10 protein-coding genes, 1 other RNA gene and 1 pseudogene are annotated in these 16,128 nt (G+C 68.6%); 4 read left to right on the top strand and 8 right to left on the bottom strand.

From position 1 onward, the window contains the following. The 3 genes from FE811_RS09920 to tam form a co-directional block, all read left to right on the top strand. Nucleotides 1-1,066 (top strand): DUF6504 family protein (locus FE811_RS09920; protein WP_140847297.1); only part of this gene is annotated, 1,066 nt, incomplete at its 5' end. Next, nucleotides 1,066-4,299 carry an error-prone DNA polymerase gene (locus FE811_RS09915; RefSeq protein ID WP_116221111.1) on the top strand — a complete coding sequence of 1,078 codons (3,234 nt, stop codon included), beginning with the start codon at nucleotides 1,066-1,068 and terminating at the stop codon, nucleotides 4,297-4,299. The genes FE811_RS09920 and FE811_RS09915, both read left to right, overlap by 1 nt. Nucleotides 4,300-4,378: 79 nt before the next feature. Next, a complete protein-coding gene (gene tam / locus FE811_RS09910; protein WP_116221112.1) occupies nucleotides 4,379-5,146 on the top strand; it encodes a trans-aconitate 2-methyltransferase in 768 nt (255 codons plus the stop codon). An 84-nt stretch (nucleotides 5,147-5,230) separates the two neighbouring features. Here the strand turns inward: tam and rpmG are convergent, their stop codons facing one another. The 8 genes and pseudogenes from rpmG to FE811_RS09870 all read right to left on the bottom strand — a co-directional run bounded on the left by rpmG (nucleotide 5,231) and on the right by FE811_RS09870 (nucleotide 13,051). Then, the gene (rpmG, locus tag FE811_RS09905; RefSeq protein ID WP_036638206.1) at nucleotides 5,231-5,398 is read right to left on the bottom strand and encodes a 50S ribosomal protein L33; all 168 of its coding nucleotides are present in this window, start codon (nucleotides 5,396-5,398) and stop codon (nucleotides 5,231-5,233) included. A 199-nt stretch (nucleotides 5,399-5,597) separates the two neighbouring features. After that, an RNA gene (gene rnpB / locus FE811_RS09900) (RNase P RNA component class A) lies at nucleotides 5,598-5,967 on the bottom strand. Nucleotides 5,968-6,171: 204 nt separating this feature from the next. Beyond that, entirely contained in the window at nucleotides 6,172-8,562 is a 2,391-nt protein-coding gene (locus FE811_RS09895; protein WP_116221113.1) for an ATP-dependent helicase, read from the bottom strand. Between the two features lie 55 nt (nucleotides 8,563-8,617). Continuing rightward, complete coding sequence (locus tag FE811_RS09890) at nucleotides 8,618-8,920, bottom strand: hypothetical protein (protein WP_140847295.1); 303 nt, start codon at nucleotides 8,918-8,920, stop codon at nucleotides 8,618-8,620. After that, nucleotides 8,920-9,849, bottom strand: a pseudogene (gene folE2 / locus FE811_RS09885) (GTP cyclohydrolase FolE2); the annotation flags it as partial. The pseudogene folE2 and the gene FE811_RS09890, both read right to left, overlap by 1 nt. Nucleotides 9,850-9,967: 118 nt before the next feature. After that, entirely contained in the window at nucleotides 9,968-11,164 is a 1,197-nt protein-coding gene (gene metZ, locus FE811_RS09880; RefSeq protein WP_116221116.1) for an O-succinylhomoserine sulfhydrylase, read from the bottom strand. 69 nt (nucleotides 11,165-11,233) lie between these two features. After that, the gene (locus tag FE811_RS09875; RefSeq protein WP_036756925.1) at nucleotides 11,234-11,839 is read right to left on the bottom strand and encodes an inner membrane-spanning protein YciB; all 606 of its coding nucleotides are present in this window, start codon (nucleotides 11,837-11,839) and stop codon (nucleotides 11,234-11,236) included. A 93-nt stretch (nucleotides 11,840-11,932) separates the two neighbouring features. Next, complete coding sequence (locus tag FE811_RS09870; protein WP_116221706.1) at nucleotides 11,933-13,051, bottom strand: thioredoxin family protein; 1,119 nt, start codon at nucleotides 13,049-13,051, stop codon at nucleotides 11,933-11,935. Between the two features lie 258 nt (nucleotides 13,052-13,309). On the opposite strand from FE811_RS09870, the gene acnA reads away from it, so the two are divergent. Next, on the top strand, nucleotides 13,310-16,069 hold the full coding sequence (acnA, locus tag FE811_RS09865) for an aconitate hydratase AcnA (RefSeq protein WP_116221117.1): 2,760 nt from the start codon (nucleotides 13,310-13,312) through the stop codon (nucleotides 16,067-16,069). Nucleotides 16,070-16,128: the final 59 nt, after the last annotated feature.

The following is a 16,128-nucleotide window of genomic DNA, read 5'->3' as shown; positions in this document are numbered from 1 at the left end:
CGGCGCGGCCTGGGCGCTGGCCCGCCTTGGCCCCGAGCGCGCGATCTGCACCGATCCGCTGCCGGCGCTGGCGCCGCTGCCGGTCGCGGGGCTGCGGCTGTCGGACGAGACCCTGCTGCTCTTGCGCCGGCTGGGGCTCAGGACCATCGGCGACCTGGCCGTCATTCCGCGTCTGTCGCTGATGCGCCGCTTTGCCCGCGCCCTGCCGCAGGACAACCCGCTGGTCCGGCTCGACCAGGCGCTGGGGCGGGCGGCCGAGCCGCTGGACGCGCCCGAGCCCGCGCCCGAATACAGCGCCGAGGCCCGGCTGGCCGAGCCGGTGATGGACCCATCCGACTGGCTGCCCGGCCTGCTGGAGGCGCTTTGCGCGCAGATGGCGGCGGCGGATCGCGGCTGCCGGCGGCTGTGCCTGTCGGTCTTTCGCGTCGATGGCGAGCGGCGCGACATCCGCGTCGCCATGGCTGCGCCCACGCGCGATCCCGGCCACCTGCTGCGGCTGTTCGACGGCCGGCTGGAGCGGCTGGACCCCGGCTATGGCTTCGACCTGATCCGGCTGGCCGCCGAGGCGGTCGAGCCGCTGGCCCAGGCCCAGCCCGGCCTGGACGGCGCCGCGCCCCAGGGACTGGCGCTGGCGCGGCTGGTGGACCGGCTGGCGGCGCGCTTCGGCACGGCTGCGATCAGCCGCCCGCTGCCGCGCGAAAGCCATGTCCCCGAACGCGCCGAAACCCCCGGCCCGCCGCTGGCCGCCGACCCGGCCCCGCCCGCGCGCCCCGACCGGCCCATCCGCCTGCTCAACCCGCCCGAGGAGATCCGCGTCCTCTACGTCATCCCCGAGGGGCCGCCGGCGCAGTTCGTCTGGCGTCGGCAGACCCTGCGCGTCGCCCGCCATGCCGGGCCCGAGCGCATCGCCCCGGAATGGTGGCACGACCGCGCCGGCACGCGGCTGCGCGACTATTTCCGCATCGAGGACGACAGCGGCCTGCGGCTGTGGATCTATCGCGAGGGGCTGGTCCATGACGGCCGCGGCGGCACGCCGCGCTGGTTCCTGCACGGGATATTCGCCTGATGCCCGACCATCATTCCCGCCCCGAGATCCTGCTGCCCAAGGTCGAGGTCCCGAACCCGCCCGCGGATTACGTCGAACTGGCCGTGACCAGCGCCTTCAGCTTCCTGCACGGCGCCTCGCATCCGCGCGAACTGGCGCTGGCGGCGCATCTGATGGGCTATGACGCGCTGGGGATCGCCGACCTGAACAGCCTGGCCGGCGTGGTGCGGCTGCATGCCGCGGCGAAGAAGCTGCAGCTGCGCCCGGTGATCGGGGCGCGGATCGTGCTGGCGGACGGCACCGCCTTCCTGGCCTATCCCACCGACCGCGCCGCCTATGGCCGGCTCGCCGCGCTCATCACCAAGGGGCGGCGGCACGACCTGGACGGGAAATGGCAGCAGAAGGGGCGCTGCGACCTGAGCCTTGGCGACCTGGCCGCCCATGCGCAGGGGCTGCGGCTGGTCTGGCTGCCGGGCGAGGATCTGTCGCCCCTGCCCGGACTGGCCGCGCGCCTGCCGCAGCTGTCCCATGTCGCGACAAGCTGGCTTTATCGCGGCGACGACCGGGCGCGGATCAACCGGCTGGACCGGGGGGCGCGGGCCTCGGGGCTCTCCATCGTCGCGGTGAACGACGTGCATTACCACGCGCCCGACCGCCGCCCGCTGCAGGACGTGATGACCTGCATCCGCGAGGGCACCACCATCGTAGAGGCCGGCCTGCTGTTGGCGCAGAACGCCGAGCGTTACCTGAAACCCCCGGCCGAGATGGTGCGCCTGTTCTCCGACTGGCCCCATGCCATCCGCGCCACGCGCGAGATCGCCGACAGCTGCCGCTTTTCGCTGGACGAATTGCAATACGAATATCCCAAGGAGACCGTGCCCGCCGGCCTGACCCCGCAACAGCATCTCGAGGATCTGACCTGGCGCTGTGCCCGCCGGCGCTATCCCGACGGCATCCCGCCGCAGGTCCAAGCCACCATTCGCAAGGAACTGGATCTGATCGCACGCAAGGAATATGCGCAATATTTCCTGACCATCCACGAGATCGTGCGCTTTGCCCATGATGCGGCGATCCTGCACCAGGGCCGCGGCTCGGCGGCCAATTCGGCGGTCTGCTACGTCCTTGGCATCACCCCGGTCGATCCCGCCAAGCATCAGCTGCTGTTCGAGCGCTTCATCAGCGAAAACCGCAAGGAGCCGCCCGACATCGACGTGGATTTCGAACATGAGCGGCGCGAGGAGGTCATCCAGCACATCTATGACGAATACGGCCGCGACCGTGCCGGCCTCTGCGCCACGGTGATCCACTATCGCCCGCGCAGCGCCATCCGCGAGGTCGGCAAGGTCATGGGCCTGTCCGAGGACGTGACCTCGGCGCTTGCCGACACGGTCTGGGGCAGCTGGGGCAAGGACATCTCCGCCGCCTCGACCGACCAGGCGGGGCTCGACCTGGACGACCCGCTGCTGCGGCGCGCGGTCAGGCTGGCCGACGAGATGATCGGCATGCCGCGCCACCTGTCGCAGCATGTCGGCGGCTTCGTGCTGACCGAGGGGCCGCTGTCCGAGACCGTGCCCATCGGCAATGCCGCCATGCCCGAGCGCAGCTTCATCGAATGGGACAAGGACGACATCGACGAATTGCGCATCCTCAAGGTCGATGTGCTGGCGCTGGGGATGCTGACCTGCATCCGCAAATGCTTCGAGCTGGTCCGGGTGCATTACGGCAAGGCGCTGGCGCTTTCGGACTTCGACCATGACGACCAGCCGACCTATGAGATGCTGAAAAGGGGCGACAGCATCGGCACCTTCCAGGTCGAAAGCCGGGCGCAGATGGCCATGCTGCCGCGGCTGAAGCCCAAGGAGTTCTACGACCTGGTGATCCAGGTCGCCATCGTCCGTCCCGGCCCGATCCAGGGCAACATGGTCCACCCTTATCTGCGCCGCCGGGCGGGGTTGGAGACGGTCGATTACCCCGGCCCCAAGGATGGCGACCCGGACGAGCTGAAAAATATCCTGTTCCGCACCGAAGGCGTGCCGATCTTCCAGGAACAGGCGATGAAGATCGCCATGGTCGCCGCCGAATTCACCCCCGACGAGGTGGACGAGCTGCGCAAGGCCATGGCCACCTTCCGCTCGCGCGGGACCATCGGCCGGCTGGAGGTCCGCATGGTCGGCCGCATGGTCGAACGCGGCTACACCCGCGACTTCGCCGAGCGATGCTTCAACCAGATCAAGGGTTTCGGCGATTACGGCTTTCCCGAAAGCCATGCGGCGGCCTTTGCGCACCTGGCCTATGTCTCGGCCTGGCTGAAATGCCATCACCCGGCCGCCTTCGCCGCGGCGCTCTTGAACAGCCAGCCGATGGGCTTCTACGCGCCCGCCCAGATCGTGCGCGACGCGCGCGACCACGGCGTCACCGTGCTGCCGGCCGATGTGAACATCAGCGCATGGGACAATACGCTGGAGCCCTGCGACGGCGCCTTCGCCCTGCGCCTGGGCCTGCGCCAGATCGACGGGCTGTCCGAGGCGCTGGCCGGCAGGATCACGGCGGCACGGGACGAACCCTATGCCGACCTGGCCGACCTGAAGGCGCGCGCCGGACTCGATGCCCGCGCCATCCGGCTGATCGCGGCGGCGGACGGGCTGCGCTCGATGGGGCTCGACCGGCGGGCGGGGCTGTGGCAGGCGCGCGGCTTGCGCGACGCGCCGGAACTGCCGCTGTTCGGGCGCCGGGACGAGGGGGCCGAGCCCGCCGTCGCCCTGCCTGCCATGGCCCTGTGCGAACATGTCGCCGCCGATTACCAGACGCTGCGCCTGTCGCTGAAGGCCCATCCCATGGCCTTCCTGCGCCGCAGCCTGACGGCGCAGGGCTATGTCCCGGCGGCGGGCCTGGCGCGATTGCCGAACCGCGCCAGCCTGCGCATGGCCGGCATCGTGCTGGTGCGCCAGCGTCCCGGCAGCGCCAACGGCACCTGCTTCGTCACGCTGGAGGATGAGACCGGGGTGGCGAACCTGGTGATCTGGGAAAAGACCTTCGCGCGTTTCCGCAAGGTGGTGATGACCGCCCGCCTGCTGGAAGTGCATGGCCAGCTGCAGCGCGCCGCGGGCGTGACCCATATCGTCGCGCATTGGCTGGGCGACCGCTCCGACGCGCTGCTGCGCCTGGCCGGAGAGACCTCCCCGGCCCTGCCGGCCCCGCGCGCCGGCCATCCGCGCCAGGTCAGGGTGCTGCCGAAATCGCGCGATTTCCACTAGGGCCGCGACCGGCGCGCGCCCTGTTTCCGCCGCGGCCCATCCGCTAGGCTGCGGACGAATCGGGGGCGGAGGAAACGCCGTGCAATGGTCGGCCGCACAATATGCAAAATTCCTGGGCGACCGCACCCGCCCGGCGCGCGACCTGCTGGCGGCGGTGCCGCTGGAGACGCCGGGCCTGGTGGCGGACATCGGCTGCGGGCCGGGCAATTCCACCGCGCTGCTGGCCGAGCGTTTTCCCGGCGCGCAGATCGTCGGCCTTGATCCCGACGCCGACATGATCCGCACCGCCCAGGCCGCCCTGCCCGGCTGCCGCTTCGTGCAGGGGGATGTCGAAAGCTGGCGTCCCGAGGCACCGCCCGAGCTGATCTTTGCCAATGCCTCGCTGCAATGGGTGCCCGATCACCGGGCGCTGCTGCCGCATCTGGTCGGGCTGCTGCGCCCCGGCGGCGTGCTGGCGGTGCAGATGCCCGACAATCTGGACGAGCCGAGCCATGTGGCCATGCGCCGCGCCGCCGGCGATCCGCGCTGGTCGGCCCGGCTGGCCGGGGCGGCGGGGCAACGCCGGCCGCTGCTGTCGCCGGCAGAACTGCATGCCCTGCTGCGCCCGTCCTGCGCCCGCGTCGATGTCTGGCGCACGGTCTATCATGTCGAGCTGGACGGGCTGGAAGGGATCGTGGAATGGTTCCTCGGCTCGGCGCTGCGACCCTATCTGGACCGGCTGGACAAGGCCGAGCGGCCCGAGTTCCTTGCCGCCTATCGCCGCGGGATCGCGCCCCATTACCCCGAAGCCGCGGGCCGGGTGCTGCTGCCCTTTCCGCGCAGCTTCCTGGTCGCCACGGCCGCCTGAGGGGCTGGCGGAGCGGCGGCCCAAAGGAAAAGCCGCGCCCGTTGCGGGGCGCGGCCTTGCATGGTCCCGTCGAAGGGGCAGATCCTACTTGATCTTGCCTTCCTTGTATTCGACATGCTTGCGCGCAACCGGGTCGTATTTGTTGACCGTCATCTTTTCGGTCATCGTGCGGGCGTTCTTCTTGGTGACATAGAAATGCCCGGTCCCGGCCGTCGAGTTCAGACGGATCTTGATCGTCGTCGGCTTCGCCATCTCTTTCGCTCCTGCTGCGGGGCAAAATGCGTCTCGCCAACCCCGTGGAATTCTCTTGAAGCCCGCCTTTTAGCGGCAGAACGGGCGAAGTCAACCGGGAATCGGCCGGAAATCGACAGCCTTGCGGCGAAAATCGACCGCCCCCGAACCGTGCCCGCCAAAGGCCCGCGGGCCGCTTGCCGGAGCGATCAGGAAAGATTTGCGCGGATGGCCTGTAAGCCGGATTTTGTTCCGGGGTCGCCCCCTTCGATGACCATTCCTCTGGCCCCGCCATTGCTGACGGGGTCTAGCTGCCAACCCGGACCTGCTGGGGCGAAGGCGGCCCTGTCTTGCGACGCGCGGTCCCTATTCGGCATTGCTCCCGGTGGGGCTTGCCGTGCCGGGACTGTTGCCAGCCCCGCGGTGGGCTCTTACCCCACCGTTTCACCCTTGCCTGCGGCGTGCCGCCGGCGGTCTCATCTCTGTGGCGCTTTCCCTGGGGTTGCCCCCGCCGGGCGTTACCCGGCACCGTGCCTTCATGGAGTCCGGACTTTCCTCGACGTTGCCGCCGCGGTCATCCGGCCATCCGCGCAAGGCTCAGATAGGGCGCGGCGCCTTCGGGGTCAAGCGCCGCGCCGGTTGCGCCGCCGGATGAGTATTTGAAGAACGAAGAAGACGGCTGCGGCGGTGCAACCGCGCGGGATGGCCGGAGGCGCGGTTGTAGAGGATCCGCCGGTTCAGCGGGTGCAATCGGGGGGCGCGGCCGGGATGGCGGGGTGCGCGGCGCAGGCGCTTCAGAACGGCACGTCGTCCAGCGCGCCGCCGCCGGACGAGGGCTGCACGTAGCCCGCCTTCACCGTCTTGAAGCCGGTGGGGAACTGGATGGTCAGCGTGTCCTCGGCGATGCCCATGATGGTGCCATTGCCGAATTTCTGGTGGAATACCCGGTCGCCGACCGAAAACCGCGCCGCCGGCTCGGCGTCGATGACGACCGGGGTGCGATGCACGGGCTGGGCCCGCTGGGCGGAGCGTTCCTGCATCCGCTTCCAGCCCGGCGAGTTGTAGACATCGGCCCGCGCCGCGCGTTCGTGCATCACCGATTGCGCAAAGGGCTGGGCCGCCGCGCCATAGCCGCCGCCATAGAGGCCCGGCGGCGTCAGCACCTCGACATGATCCTCGGGCAGTTCGTCGATGAAGCGCGAGGGCAGGCTGGACTGCCATTGCCCATACATGCGGCGGTTGCCGGCAAAGCTGATCGTCACCAGCTCCTCGCCGCGGGTGATGCCGACATAGGCCAGGCGCCGTTCCTCCTCGAGCCCCTTCATGCCGCTTTCGTCCATGCTGCGCTGGCTGGGGAACAGCCCGTCCTCCCACCCCGGCAGGAAGACGATGGGATATTCCAGCCCCTTGGCGGCGTGAAGGGTCATGATACTGACCTCCTCGGACTGCTCGCCCTTGTCATTGTCCATGACCAGCGCGACATGTTCCAGGAAGCCCTGAAGGTTTTCGAATTCCTCCAGCGCCTTGACCAGTTCCTTGAGGTTGTCGAGCCGGCCCGGCGCGTCGGGGTTCTTGTCGTTCTGCCACATGGCGGTATAGCCGGATTCGTCCAGGATGCGCTCGGCCAGCTCGACATGGTTCACGCGGCTGTCCAGCGCATCGGCGTGCCAGCGGCCCATCGCCTCGGTGAACTGGCGCAGCGCCCCCGCGCCCTTGCCGCCAATCGCGCCGGTGGCGACGGCCGAGGCCGCGCCCTCCAAGAGCGACAGCCCGCGTTCGCGCGCCTCGACCTGGATCTTCTGCACCGCCTTGTCGCCCAGCCCGCGCTTGGGGACGTTCACGATGCGCTCGAAGGCCAGGTCGTCGGTGGGGCTGACCGCCAGGCGGAAATAGGCCATGGCGTCGCGGATTTCCTGCCGCTCGTAGAAGCGCGGGCCGCCGATCACCCGATAGGGCAGGCCGATGGTCATGAAGCGGTCCTCGAAGGCCCGCATCTGGTGGCTGGCCCGCACCAGGATGGCGATGTCGTTCAGGCTGCGCCGGCCGACGCTGTGGCGATGGCCGCCGTGGAAGGCCTCGATCTCCTCGCCGATCCAGCGCGCCTCGGCCTCGCTGTCCCAATGGCCGATCAGGCGGACGCGCTCGCCCTCTTCGGCCTCGGTCCAGAGCGTCTTGCCCAAGCGCCCCTTGTTCGCCGCGATCAGCCCCGAGGCGGCGGCGAGGATATGCGGGGTCGAGCGATAGTTCTGTTCCAGCCGGATCACCTGGGCGCCGGGGAAATCGCTTTCGAAGCGCAGGATGTTGCCGACCTCGGCGCCGCGCCAGCCATAGATCGACTGGTCGTCGTCGCCGACGCAGCAGATGTTGCGATGCGCCTGCGCCAAGAGCCGCAGCCACATGTATTGCGCGGTGTTGGTGTCCTGGTATTCGTCCACCAAGATATAGCGGAAGCGGTCCTGCCAGCCGCGCAGCACGTCGGGATGCGCCTGGAACAGGTTCACGCAATGCATCAACAGGTCGCCGAAATCGACCGCGTTCAGCTCCAGCAGCCGGCGCTGATAGGCGGCGTAAAGCCGGCCGCCGCGGCCGTCGAAGGCGCGTTCCTCGCCCTGGGGCAGCTTGGCGGGGGACAGGCAGCGGTTCTTCCAGCCGTCGATCAGATGCGCGAGCTGGCGCGCCGGCCAGCGTTTTTCGTCGATATTCTCGGCCTGGATCAGCTGCTTGAGCAGCCGGACCTGGTCGTCGGTGTCCAGGATGGTGAAGCTGGGCTTCAGGTGCAGCGCGCCATCGCCGATCAGTTCCGCGTGGCGGCGCAGGATCTTGACGCTGATCGAATGGAAGGTGCCGAGCCAGGGCATGCCCTCGACCATCTCGCCCAGAAGACGACCGATGCGGTTCTTCATCTCGCGCGCGGCCTTGTTGGTGAAGGTCACGGCCAGGATCTGCCCCGGACGCGCGCGACCAAGGTTCAGCAGATGCGCGATGCGGGTGGTCAGGGCGCGGGTCTTGCCGGTGCCGGCGCCGGCCAGCAGCAGCACGGGGCCGTCCAGCGCCTCGACCGCGGCGCGCTGCGCCGGGTTCAGCCCGTCCAGATAGGGCGCGGGCCGCACGCCCATGGCACGCTGGGAAAGCGGAACCGGGGCGGCTGCGGCCTCGAAGGCGTCCGAGTCGTCGAAATTGCTCATGCCCGCACCATAGCCCCGCAGCCGCGCTCGGGAAAGCCCGTCGTTCTCATTTCGTTCACAGGCCGCCTACCGCGGCGGTGAGTCCCCAGAAAACCAGAAAGGCCAGGGCGAGAAAAACCGCACCGACCGCGTAGCACCGGATGCGTTCGCGGCGGTTGCGCGGGTGGTACCAGTCCAGAAACCCGTGGCCGTCGAACAGCGGATTGGCATGGAGCATCCCGAACGCGAGGGGACCGGACGCCCGCCCCTCGGCCAGCCGTCGCCGGTGCCATTCAGGATAGCGATGGCCCAGACAAAGCCAGATTGCCGCCAGCCGGGCCGTCAGGAGACAGGCCATTCCGCTGGACAACCACAGCATTACGCCCTGAGGCCGGCGAAGATCGCAGGGTCCAGGCTGGCATGGGCGAAGGTCTCGCCCCGGGTCAGCACCGAGACCGCGTCATGGGAATGCAGCGATTCCTGGTGGCTGGCGACGACGCGGAAATCGCCGATGCGCGGCTCGGCCATCAGCTCGGCGGCAAAGGCGCGCACCGCATCCTCGACGAAGATCGGGTTGGCGGCGTTCAGCTCGGCAAAGGCCTGCTCGTCCTCGCGCTTGACCATGACCTGGGTTTCGGTGGCGACGGCGCGGCGGCACAGCGCCACCATGTCCTCGAACCACAGCGTATCGCCCTGCATCACCGCCGAGATGCGCGCCACCGACCGCTGCGAATGCGGCGTCGCCAGCTGGCCGCGCATCTGGCGCGCATGTTCGCTGAGTTCCAGCGAGCAGGGGCAGGTCGAGGAATACACGTAGTCGAAATGCATGATCCGCAGCCGCTGCCCGGCCCGTTCGGCCAGTTCCAGCGCGATGTCGTAATATTGCCAGCCCGACAGGCCCGAGCGCAGCGATTCGACCCGCATCGGATAGCTGAGCCGCATCATGATGCGGGCGTCGAAACTGCCCAGGTCGGATTTGTAATCCTCCAGCGCCGCCTCGAGCACGCCCATCGAGAACTGCTTTTCCGCATGGGCGTAGAACGAGCGCATGATGCGGCTCATGTTGATGCCCTTGCGGTCGGCTTCCAGGCTGACGGTGCCGGTGACGCTGGTTTCCAGCGCGATCTCGCCGCCCTCTTGCGTCAGGTAGCGGATCGGCAGGCGGAAGTTCGAGATGCCGACATGCTGGATCGGCGCGCGGGCGCCGACGATCAGGCTGGCCGGGCCGTTCTGCAGGTCCGGCAGGCTGGCCTTGTAGCTGTCGTCCACGCGGAAATCGGCCGGGTATTCGCGGCTCAGCGCCGGATAGGCGCGCTCGGTGGCGACGGGACGGGCGTCGGTCATGGTCGTCTCCCTGTCAGGACGGCTCCTATCTGGGGGCTCGGTGCCGGAAAAGAAAGGGGTCTCCGGCACTTCCGCGCGATGCTCAGCCCAGCGACCGGCGGATGTCGGCGATCAGGTCGCCGGCATCCTCCAGCCCGATCGACAGGCGCAGCAGGCCGGGCGTGATGCCAAGCGCAAGGCGCGTCTCTTCGGGCAGGCGCTGATGCGTGGTGGTCGAGGGGTGGGTGACGATGGATTTCGCATCGCCCAGGTTGTTCGAGATCTGGAAGATGCGCATCCGGTTCATCGCCGCGAAGGCCGCCTCCTTGGAGCCGAGGTCGAGGGCGACCATGGTGCCGCCCGCGCCCATCTGCCGCATGACCAGGTCGTGCTGCGGATGCTCGGGCAGGCCCGGATAGATCACGCGGGCGATCCCGGCCTGGTCCTTCATCGCGGCGGCAAGCTGCAGGGCGCTGTCGGTCTGGGCGCGCACGCGCAGCTCCATCGTGGCCAGCCCGTTCAGCATCAGCCAGGCGTTGAAGGGGCTGATCGCGCCGCCGGTGTGTTTCAGATAGGGCTCGGCCACCTCGCGCACGAAGGCCCGCGTGCCGCAGATCACCCCGCCCAGGCAGCGGCCCGAGCCGTCGATATGCTTGGTCGCGGAATAGACCACCACGTCGGCGCCCTGCCGGGCGGCGCGGGAATAGACCGGGGTGGCAAAGACATTGTCCACCACCACCAGCGCGCCGACCGCATGGGCCAGTTCCGCGACGGCGGCGATGTCCACCACCTCGAGCGTGGGGTTCGACACCGATTCGAAGAACACCGCCCGCGTGTCGGGCCGCAGCGCCGCGCGCCATTGGTCGATGTCGGTGCCGTCGACATAGGACACCTCGACCCCGAACCGGGCCAGCAGGTCCAGCACGTAGAGGCAGGAACCGAACAGCGCCCGCGACGAGACGATGTGATCGCCGGGCTTGAGAAAGCACATCAGCGCGCCGTTGACCGCCGCCATGCCGCTGGCGGTGGCAAAGGCGTCCTCGGTGCCCTCGAGGTCGGCGATCCGGTCCTCGAACATGCGCGAGGTCGGGTTGCCGTAGCGGGCATAGATGAACTCGTCCGGGCCGGCCCCCAGAAAGCGCGCCTCGGCCTGTTCGGCGCTGTCATAGGAAAAGCCCTGGGTCATGAACAGCGCCTCGGCCATCTCGCCATACTGGCTGCGGCGGATGCCGTGATGGACCGCGCGGGTGCGCGGATGCAGAGGCTGGTTCGGCTCCTGGGACTTCGACTCCGGGGACATGGCTCGCTCCTGATGCTCAGGGATTCGGGTTAAACCCGCCCGGCCAGCCATGCAAGGGTGCAGCCGGCGCTATTCGCCGTCGCGGGGCTGGGCGTGGCGCTCGAACAGGCGGGCGTTGGCGACGAAGAAGACCACCATGATCGCCGGCAGGCCGAAGGTCTTGAAGTTCACCCAGGCGGTTTCCGACATCAGCCGCCAGACCGCCTCGTTCGCCGCGGCAAGGGTCAGGAACAGCAGCGCCATGCGCAGGGTCAGGATGCGCCAGCCCTCGGCGTTCATCGGCAGCGCCTCGGACAGGACCAGCTCCAGCCAGTTGCGGCGCAGGACCAGGCTGGCGCCCAGAAGGCCCGCAAAGATCAGGTAGATGATCGTCGGCTTCATCTTGAAGAATTTCGGGTCGTTGAGCCAGACCGACAACCCGCCGAAGACCACGACCAGCACCAGCGTCGCGATCTGCATCGGCGACAGCCTGCCCGTCAGCCGCCACAGCGCCAGCGTGCTGAGCGCCAGCACCGGCACGAAGACCAGCGTGGCCAGGATGAAGCCGGAATAGTCCCGCCCCGCCAGGCTGACGGTCTGGTCGCGAAAGCGCATGAAGACCAGGAAGAACAGGATCAGCGGGCCGAATTCCAATGCGGCCTTGAGCCAGGGGGCGATCTTGCGCGATTCGGTCAAGGGAGGCTCCTGTCTGGGATGGTCGTCTGCGGCACGGGCCGGGTTTTGCCCCGGAGCCTGCGCCGGCGCAAGCCGGGGCGGCGCAGGCGCGGTTCAGTCCAGCCGGATCGCGGCCAGGATCGGCCCGCTGGCCGAGCGCGGGTCGCCCCGCCCCAGTTCCTGCGCCAGGATGGCATGTCGGGTATCGGCCGGGAAATCGGCGCTGTTCTGGCTGTCGCGGCGGACGGTCATGCGCAGCGGCGTGCGGCCGTCCCATTCGGCGATGCGCTCGGCCGCCAGCACCACGTTGCGGTATTCCAGCGCGATGCCGCGGTTCTCGCCGGCCTTGATCGCCACCCGCCGCTGCGGCGCATAGCGCACCAGGATGATCGCCACCCGGTCGGCGATGGCGCCGCGCGGCGTCAACTCGATGCGAAAGCCGTCCTTGCCCTGGCTGGACGAGACCATGACCGGCGCAGGCCGCGCCATCTGGGTCTGCAGCAGGCCCATCAGCTCGGCCGGGCGCAGCGCGATCAGCGTATCGGTGCCGCCGACGACGATCTGCGGCGTATAGATCGCGCGCTCGCCGGCCTGGTGGGCATAGACCTGCTGGCGGCGGGTGAATTCGGGGCGGGCGAATTCATCGGCCCAGCCCAGATAGTCCCAGTAATCGACATGCCAGGACAGCGCCAGGACATCCTCGCGGTCGGCCAGGTCGGCCAGCAGCTCGTCCGCCGGCGGGCAGGACGAGCAGCCCTGCGAGGTGAAAAGCTCGACCACCACCGGCGGGTGGCCGATGGGGCCCATCATGCCGGCGCGCGGCTGCACCTCGGCAAAGGAAACCATGGCCGAGGCGGCCAGCGCGCCGGGGTCGATGACCGGCGGCATGCCCTCGGCGGGAACGCCCGGCGCGCCCTCGGGCGCCTCGATCAGGCCGATGATGCCGTCGTCCTCATCCTCGGACAGGGCGGATTCGGACATGGCGGCGGGCGGGGCCAGGGGCGCGAAGGCGGCTCCATCGCCGCCGGTCCCGGAGGATGGCCCCTGGGGCGATTGCGGCGCCGCGGCAGCGGCCGGCGCGGGATCGGGGGCGGCCGCCCCGCCTGCGTCCTGCGCCAGGGCGGGCGCGGCAAATCCGCCCAGCAGCACCCACAGGGCGCAGGCCAGCCCCGGCAGGATCGCCGCCTTCCGCCCCTGTCCCCAAGCCGTCGTCTTGATGCGCCTTGCCGTCATGTCGCCCGTTTTCCCGGCCCCTTCGATCCGCAACAGCTAAACCGCCGCGCCGGGGAACGACAAATCAATGCTTTGTTAGTGCCCCGTTCCCGCAGCGTGACCGTGATGGAAAACCCACATCTTGCCGCCGCAGCGAAAATTTGGCATACAATGGCATACAAAGCCTGTCCCGCCCTCTTGAACCCCATCCCGAAAAGGGGCAAATGGCAGGCAGCACCGCCATTCAGCCACCTTTTTCAAGGATAGGGAGCCGAGTCCATGCCCATCGAAACCGGAACCGATACCGCCAAGACGCGCCGCCAGCTTCAGGTGGGCTCTCGGAGCTATGCCTATTACTCGATCGACGCCGCCACCCAGGCCGGCCTGGGCGATTTCTCGAAGCTGCCGGCCTCGCTCAAGGTGGTGCTGGAAAACCTGCTGCGCTTCGAGGACGGCGGCCGCACGGTCAGCGTCGAGGACATCAGGGCCTTCGCCGAATGGGCGCGGCAAGGCGGCCAGAACCCGCGCGAGATCGCCTATCGCCCGGCCCGCGTGCTGATGCAGGACTTCACCGGCGTCCCGGCGGTGGTGGACCTGGCCGCGATGCGCGACGGCATCAAGGCGCTTGGCGGCGATGCGCAAAAGATCAACCCGCTGAACCCGGTGGACCTGGTCATCGACCACTCGGTGATGATCGACGATTTCGGCAACCCCCGCGCCTTCCAGCGCAACGTCGAGCTGGAATATGAACGCAACCTGGAACGCTACACCTTCCTGAAATGGGGGCAGAAGGCGTTCAACAACTTCCGCGTGGTGCCGCCCGGCACCGGCATCTGCCACCAGGTGAACCTGGAATACCTGGCCCAGACCGTCTGGACCGACACCGATCAGGCGGGCGAGACCGTCGCCTATCCCGACACGCTGGTCGGCACCGACAGCCACACCACCATGGTCAACGGTCTGGCCGTGCTGGGCTGGGGCGTCGGCGGGATCGAGGCCGAGGCGGCGATGCTGGGCCAGCCCGTCTCGATGCTGATCCCCGAGGTCGTGGGCTTCAAGCTGACCGGCAAGATGATGGAAGGCACCACCGCGACCGACCTGGTGCTGAAAGTCGTGGCCATGCTGCGCAAGAAGGGCGTCGTCGGCAAGTTCGTCGAGTTCTACGGCGAGGGGCTCGACCACCTGCCGCTGGCCGACCGCGCCACCATCGCCAACATGGCGCCCGAATACGGCGCGACCTGCGGCTTCTTCCCCATCGACGCCGAGACGCTGCGCTACCTGCGCAACACCGGCCGCGACGAGGACCGCATCGCCCTGGTCGAGGCCTATGCCAAAGAGAACGGCTTCTGGCGCGGCACGGATTACGAGCCGGTCTATACCGACACGCTGCACCTGGACATGAGCGACATCGTCCCCGCGATCTCGGGTCCGAAGCGTCCGCAGGACTATACGCCGCTGAACCTTGCCGCCCGCGCCTTCTACAAGACCGTGGCCGAATATCGCGGCGTGGACATGTCGGCCGCGGCCGAGGAGATGGTCGAGGAAGGCGGCGGCGTGGTCGCCACCTCGGGCACCGACGTGCGCAAGAGCGTGGCGGTCGAGGGCAAGGACTATGCCATCCGCGACGGTTCGGTGGTGATCGCGGCGATCACCTCCTGCACCAACACCTCGAACCCCTATGTGATGATCGGCGCCGGCCTGGTGGCGCGCAAGGCCCGCGCGCTCGGCCTGACCCGCAAGCCCTGGGTCAAGACCTCGCTGGCCCCCGGCTCGCAGGTGGTGGGCGAATACCTGGAGGCCGCCGGCCTGCAGGAAGACCTGGACGCCATCGGCTTCAACCTGGTCGGCTATGGCTGCACCACCTGCATCGGCAACTCGGGGCCGCTGGGCGATGCGGCGATCTCCAAGGCGATCAACGACAACGACCTGGTCGCCACCGCCGTGCTGTCGGGCAACCGCAACTTCGAGGGCCGGATTTCGCCGGACGTGCGCGCGAACTACCTGGCCTCGCCGCCGCTGGTCGTGGCCTATGCCATCGCCGGCGACGTGAACATCAACCTGACCAAGGATCCGATCGGCCAGACGCCCGAGGGCAAGGACGTCTACCTCAAGGACATCTGGCCGACCTCGCAGGAGGTCGCGGAACTGGTCGAGGCCACCGTGACGCGCGAGGCCTTCCAGAAGAAATATGCCGACGTGTTCAAGGGCGACGAGCGCTGGCAGGCGGTCGAGATCACCGACAGCGAGACCTATGACTGGCCGCCGACCTCGACCTATATCCAGAACCCGCCCTATTTCCGCGGCATGTCCAAGAATCCGGGCCAGATCAGCAATATCGACGGCGCCCGCATCCTGGCAATCCTGGGCGACATGATCACCACCGACCACATCTCGCCCGCCGGCTCGTTCAAGCCGACCACCCCGGCCGGCAAATACCTGACCGAGCGCCAGGTCGCGCCCAAGGACTTCAACAGCTACGGCTCGCGCCGCGGCAACCACGAAGTGATGATGCGCGGCACCTTTGCCAACATCCGCATCCGCAACGAGATGCTGGACGGGGTCGAGGGCGGCTATACCCTGGGCCCGGACGGGCAGCAGACCTCGATCTTCGACGCCTCGATGGCCTATCAGGCGCAGGGCACGCCGCTGGTGATCTTCGGCGGGGTCGAATACGGCGCCGGCTCGTCGCGCGACTGGGCGGCCAAGGGCACCAACCTCTTGGGCGTCAAGGCGGTCATCGCCGAAAGCTTCGAGCGCATCCACCGCTCGAACCTGGTCGGCATGGGCGTGATCCCCTTCGAGTTCACCGGCGGCGAGAACCGCAAGACGCTGAACCTCAAGGGCGACGAGGTGATCTCGATCGACGGGCTGGCGGGCGAGTTCAAGCCGCTGTCGCAGGTCGCCTGCACCATCCGCTATGCCGATGGCAGCGAGAAGGTGATCCAGCTCAAGGCCCGCGTCGATACCGAGGTCGAGATCGAATACCTGGAGAATGGCGGCGTGCTGCATTACGTGCTGCGCAACCTGGCGAAAGCCTGATCCAGGGCCATCGGCCAGGAATGCCGGAGGCCAGGAATGACGGGCCGTCCCTTCGGGGG

It is taken from the genome of Paracoccus sp. FO-3, from assembly GCF_006386455.1.
GTDB lineage: Bacteria > Pseudomonadota > Alphaproteobacteria > Rhodobacterales > Rhodobacteraceae > Paracoccus > Paracoccus versutus.
This window is presented reverse-complemented; position numbering and strand designations above follow the sequence as displayed.

Bases quoted from the DNA above. Each gene is read 5' to 3' on its own strand.
- FE811_RS09870 (WP_116221706.1), bottom strand. From the start codon at position 13,051: ATGACGGCAAGGCGCATCAAGACGACGGCTTGGGGACAGGGGCGGAAG.
- metZ (WP_116221116.1), bottom strand. From the start codon at position 11,164: ATGTCCCCGGAGTCGAAGTCCCAGGAGCCGAACCAGCCTCTGCATCCG.
- acnA (WP_116221117.1), top strand. From the start codon at position 13,310: ATGCCCATCGAAACCGGAACCGATACCGCCAAGACGCGCCGCCAGCTT.
- FE811_RS09895 (WP_116221113.1), bottom strand. From the start codon at position 8,562: ATGAGCAATTTCGACGACTCGGACGCCTTCGAGGCCGCAGCCGCCCCG.
- FE811_RS09890 (WP_140847295.1), bottom strand. From the start codon at position 8,920: ATGCTGTGGTTGTCCAGCGGAATGGCCTGTCTCCTGACGGCCCGGCTG.
- FE811_RS09915 (WP_116221111.1), top strand. From the start codon at position 1,066: ATGCCCGACCATCATTCCCGCCCCGAGATCCTGCTGCCCAAGGTCGAG.
- rpmG (WP_036638206.1), bottom strand. From the start codon at position 5,398: ATGGCGAAGCCGACGACGATCAAGATCCGTCTGAACTCGACGGCCGGG.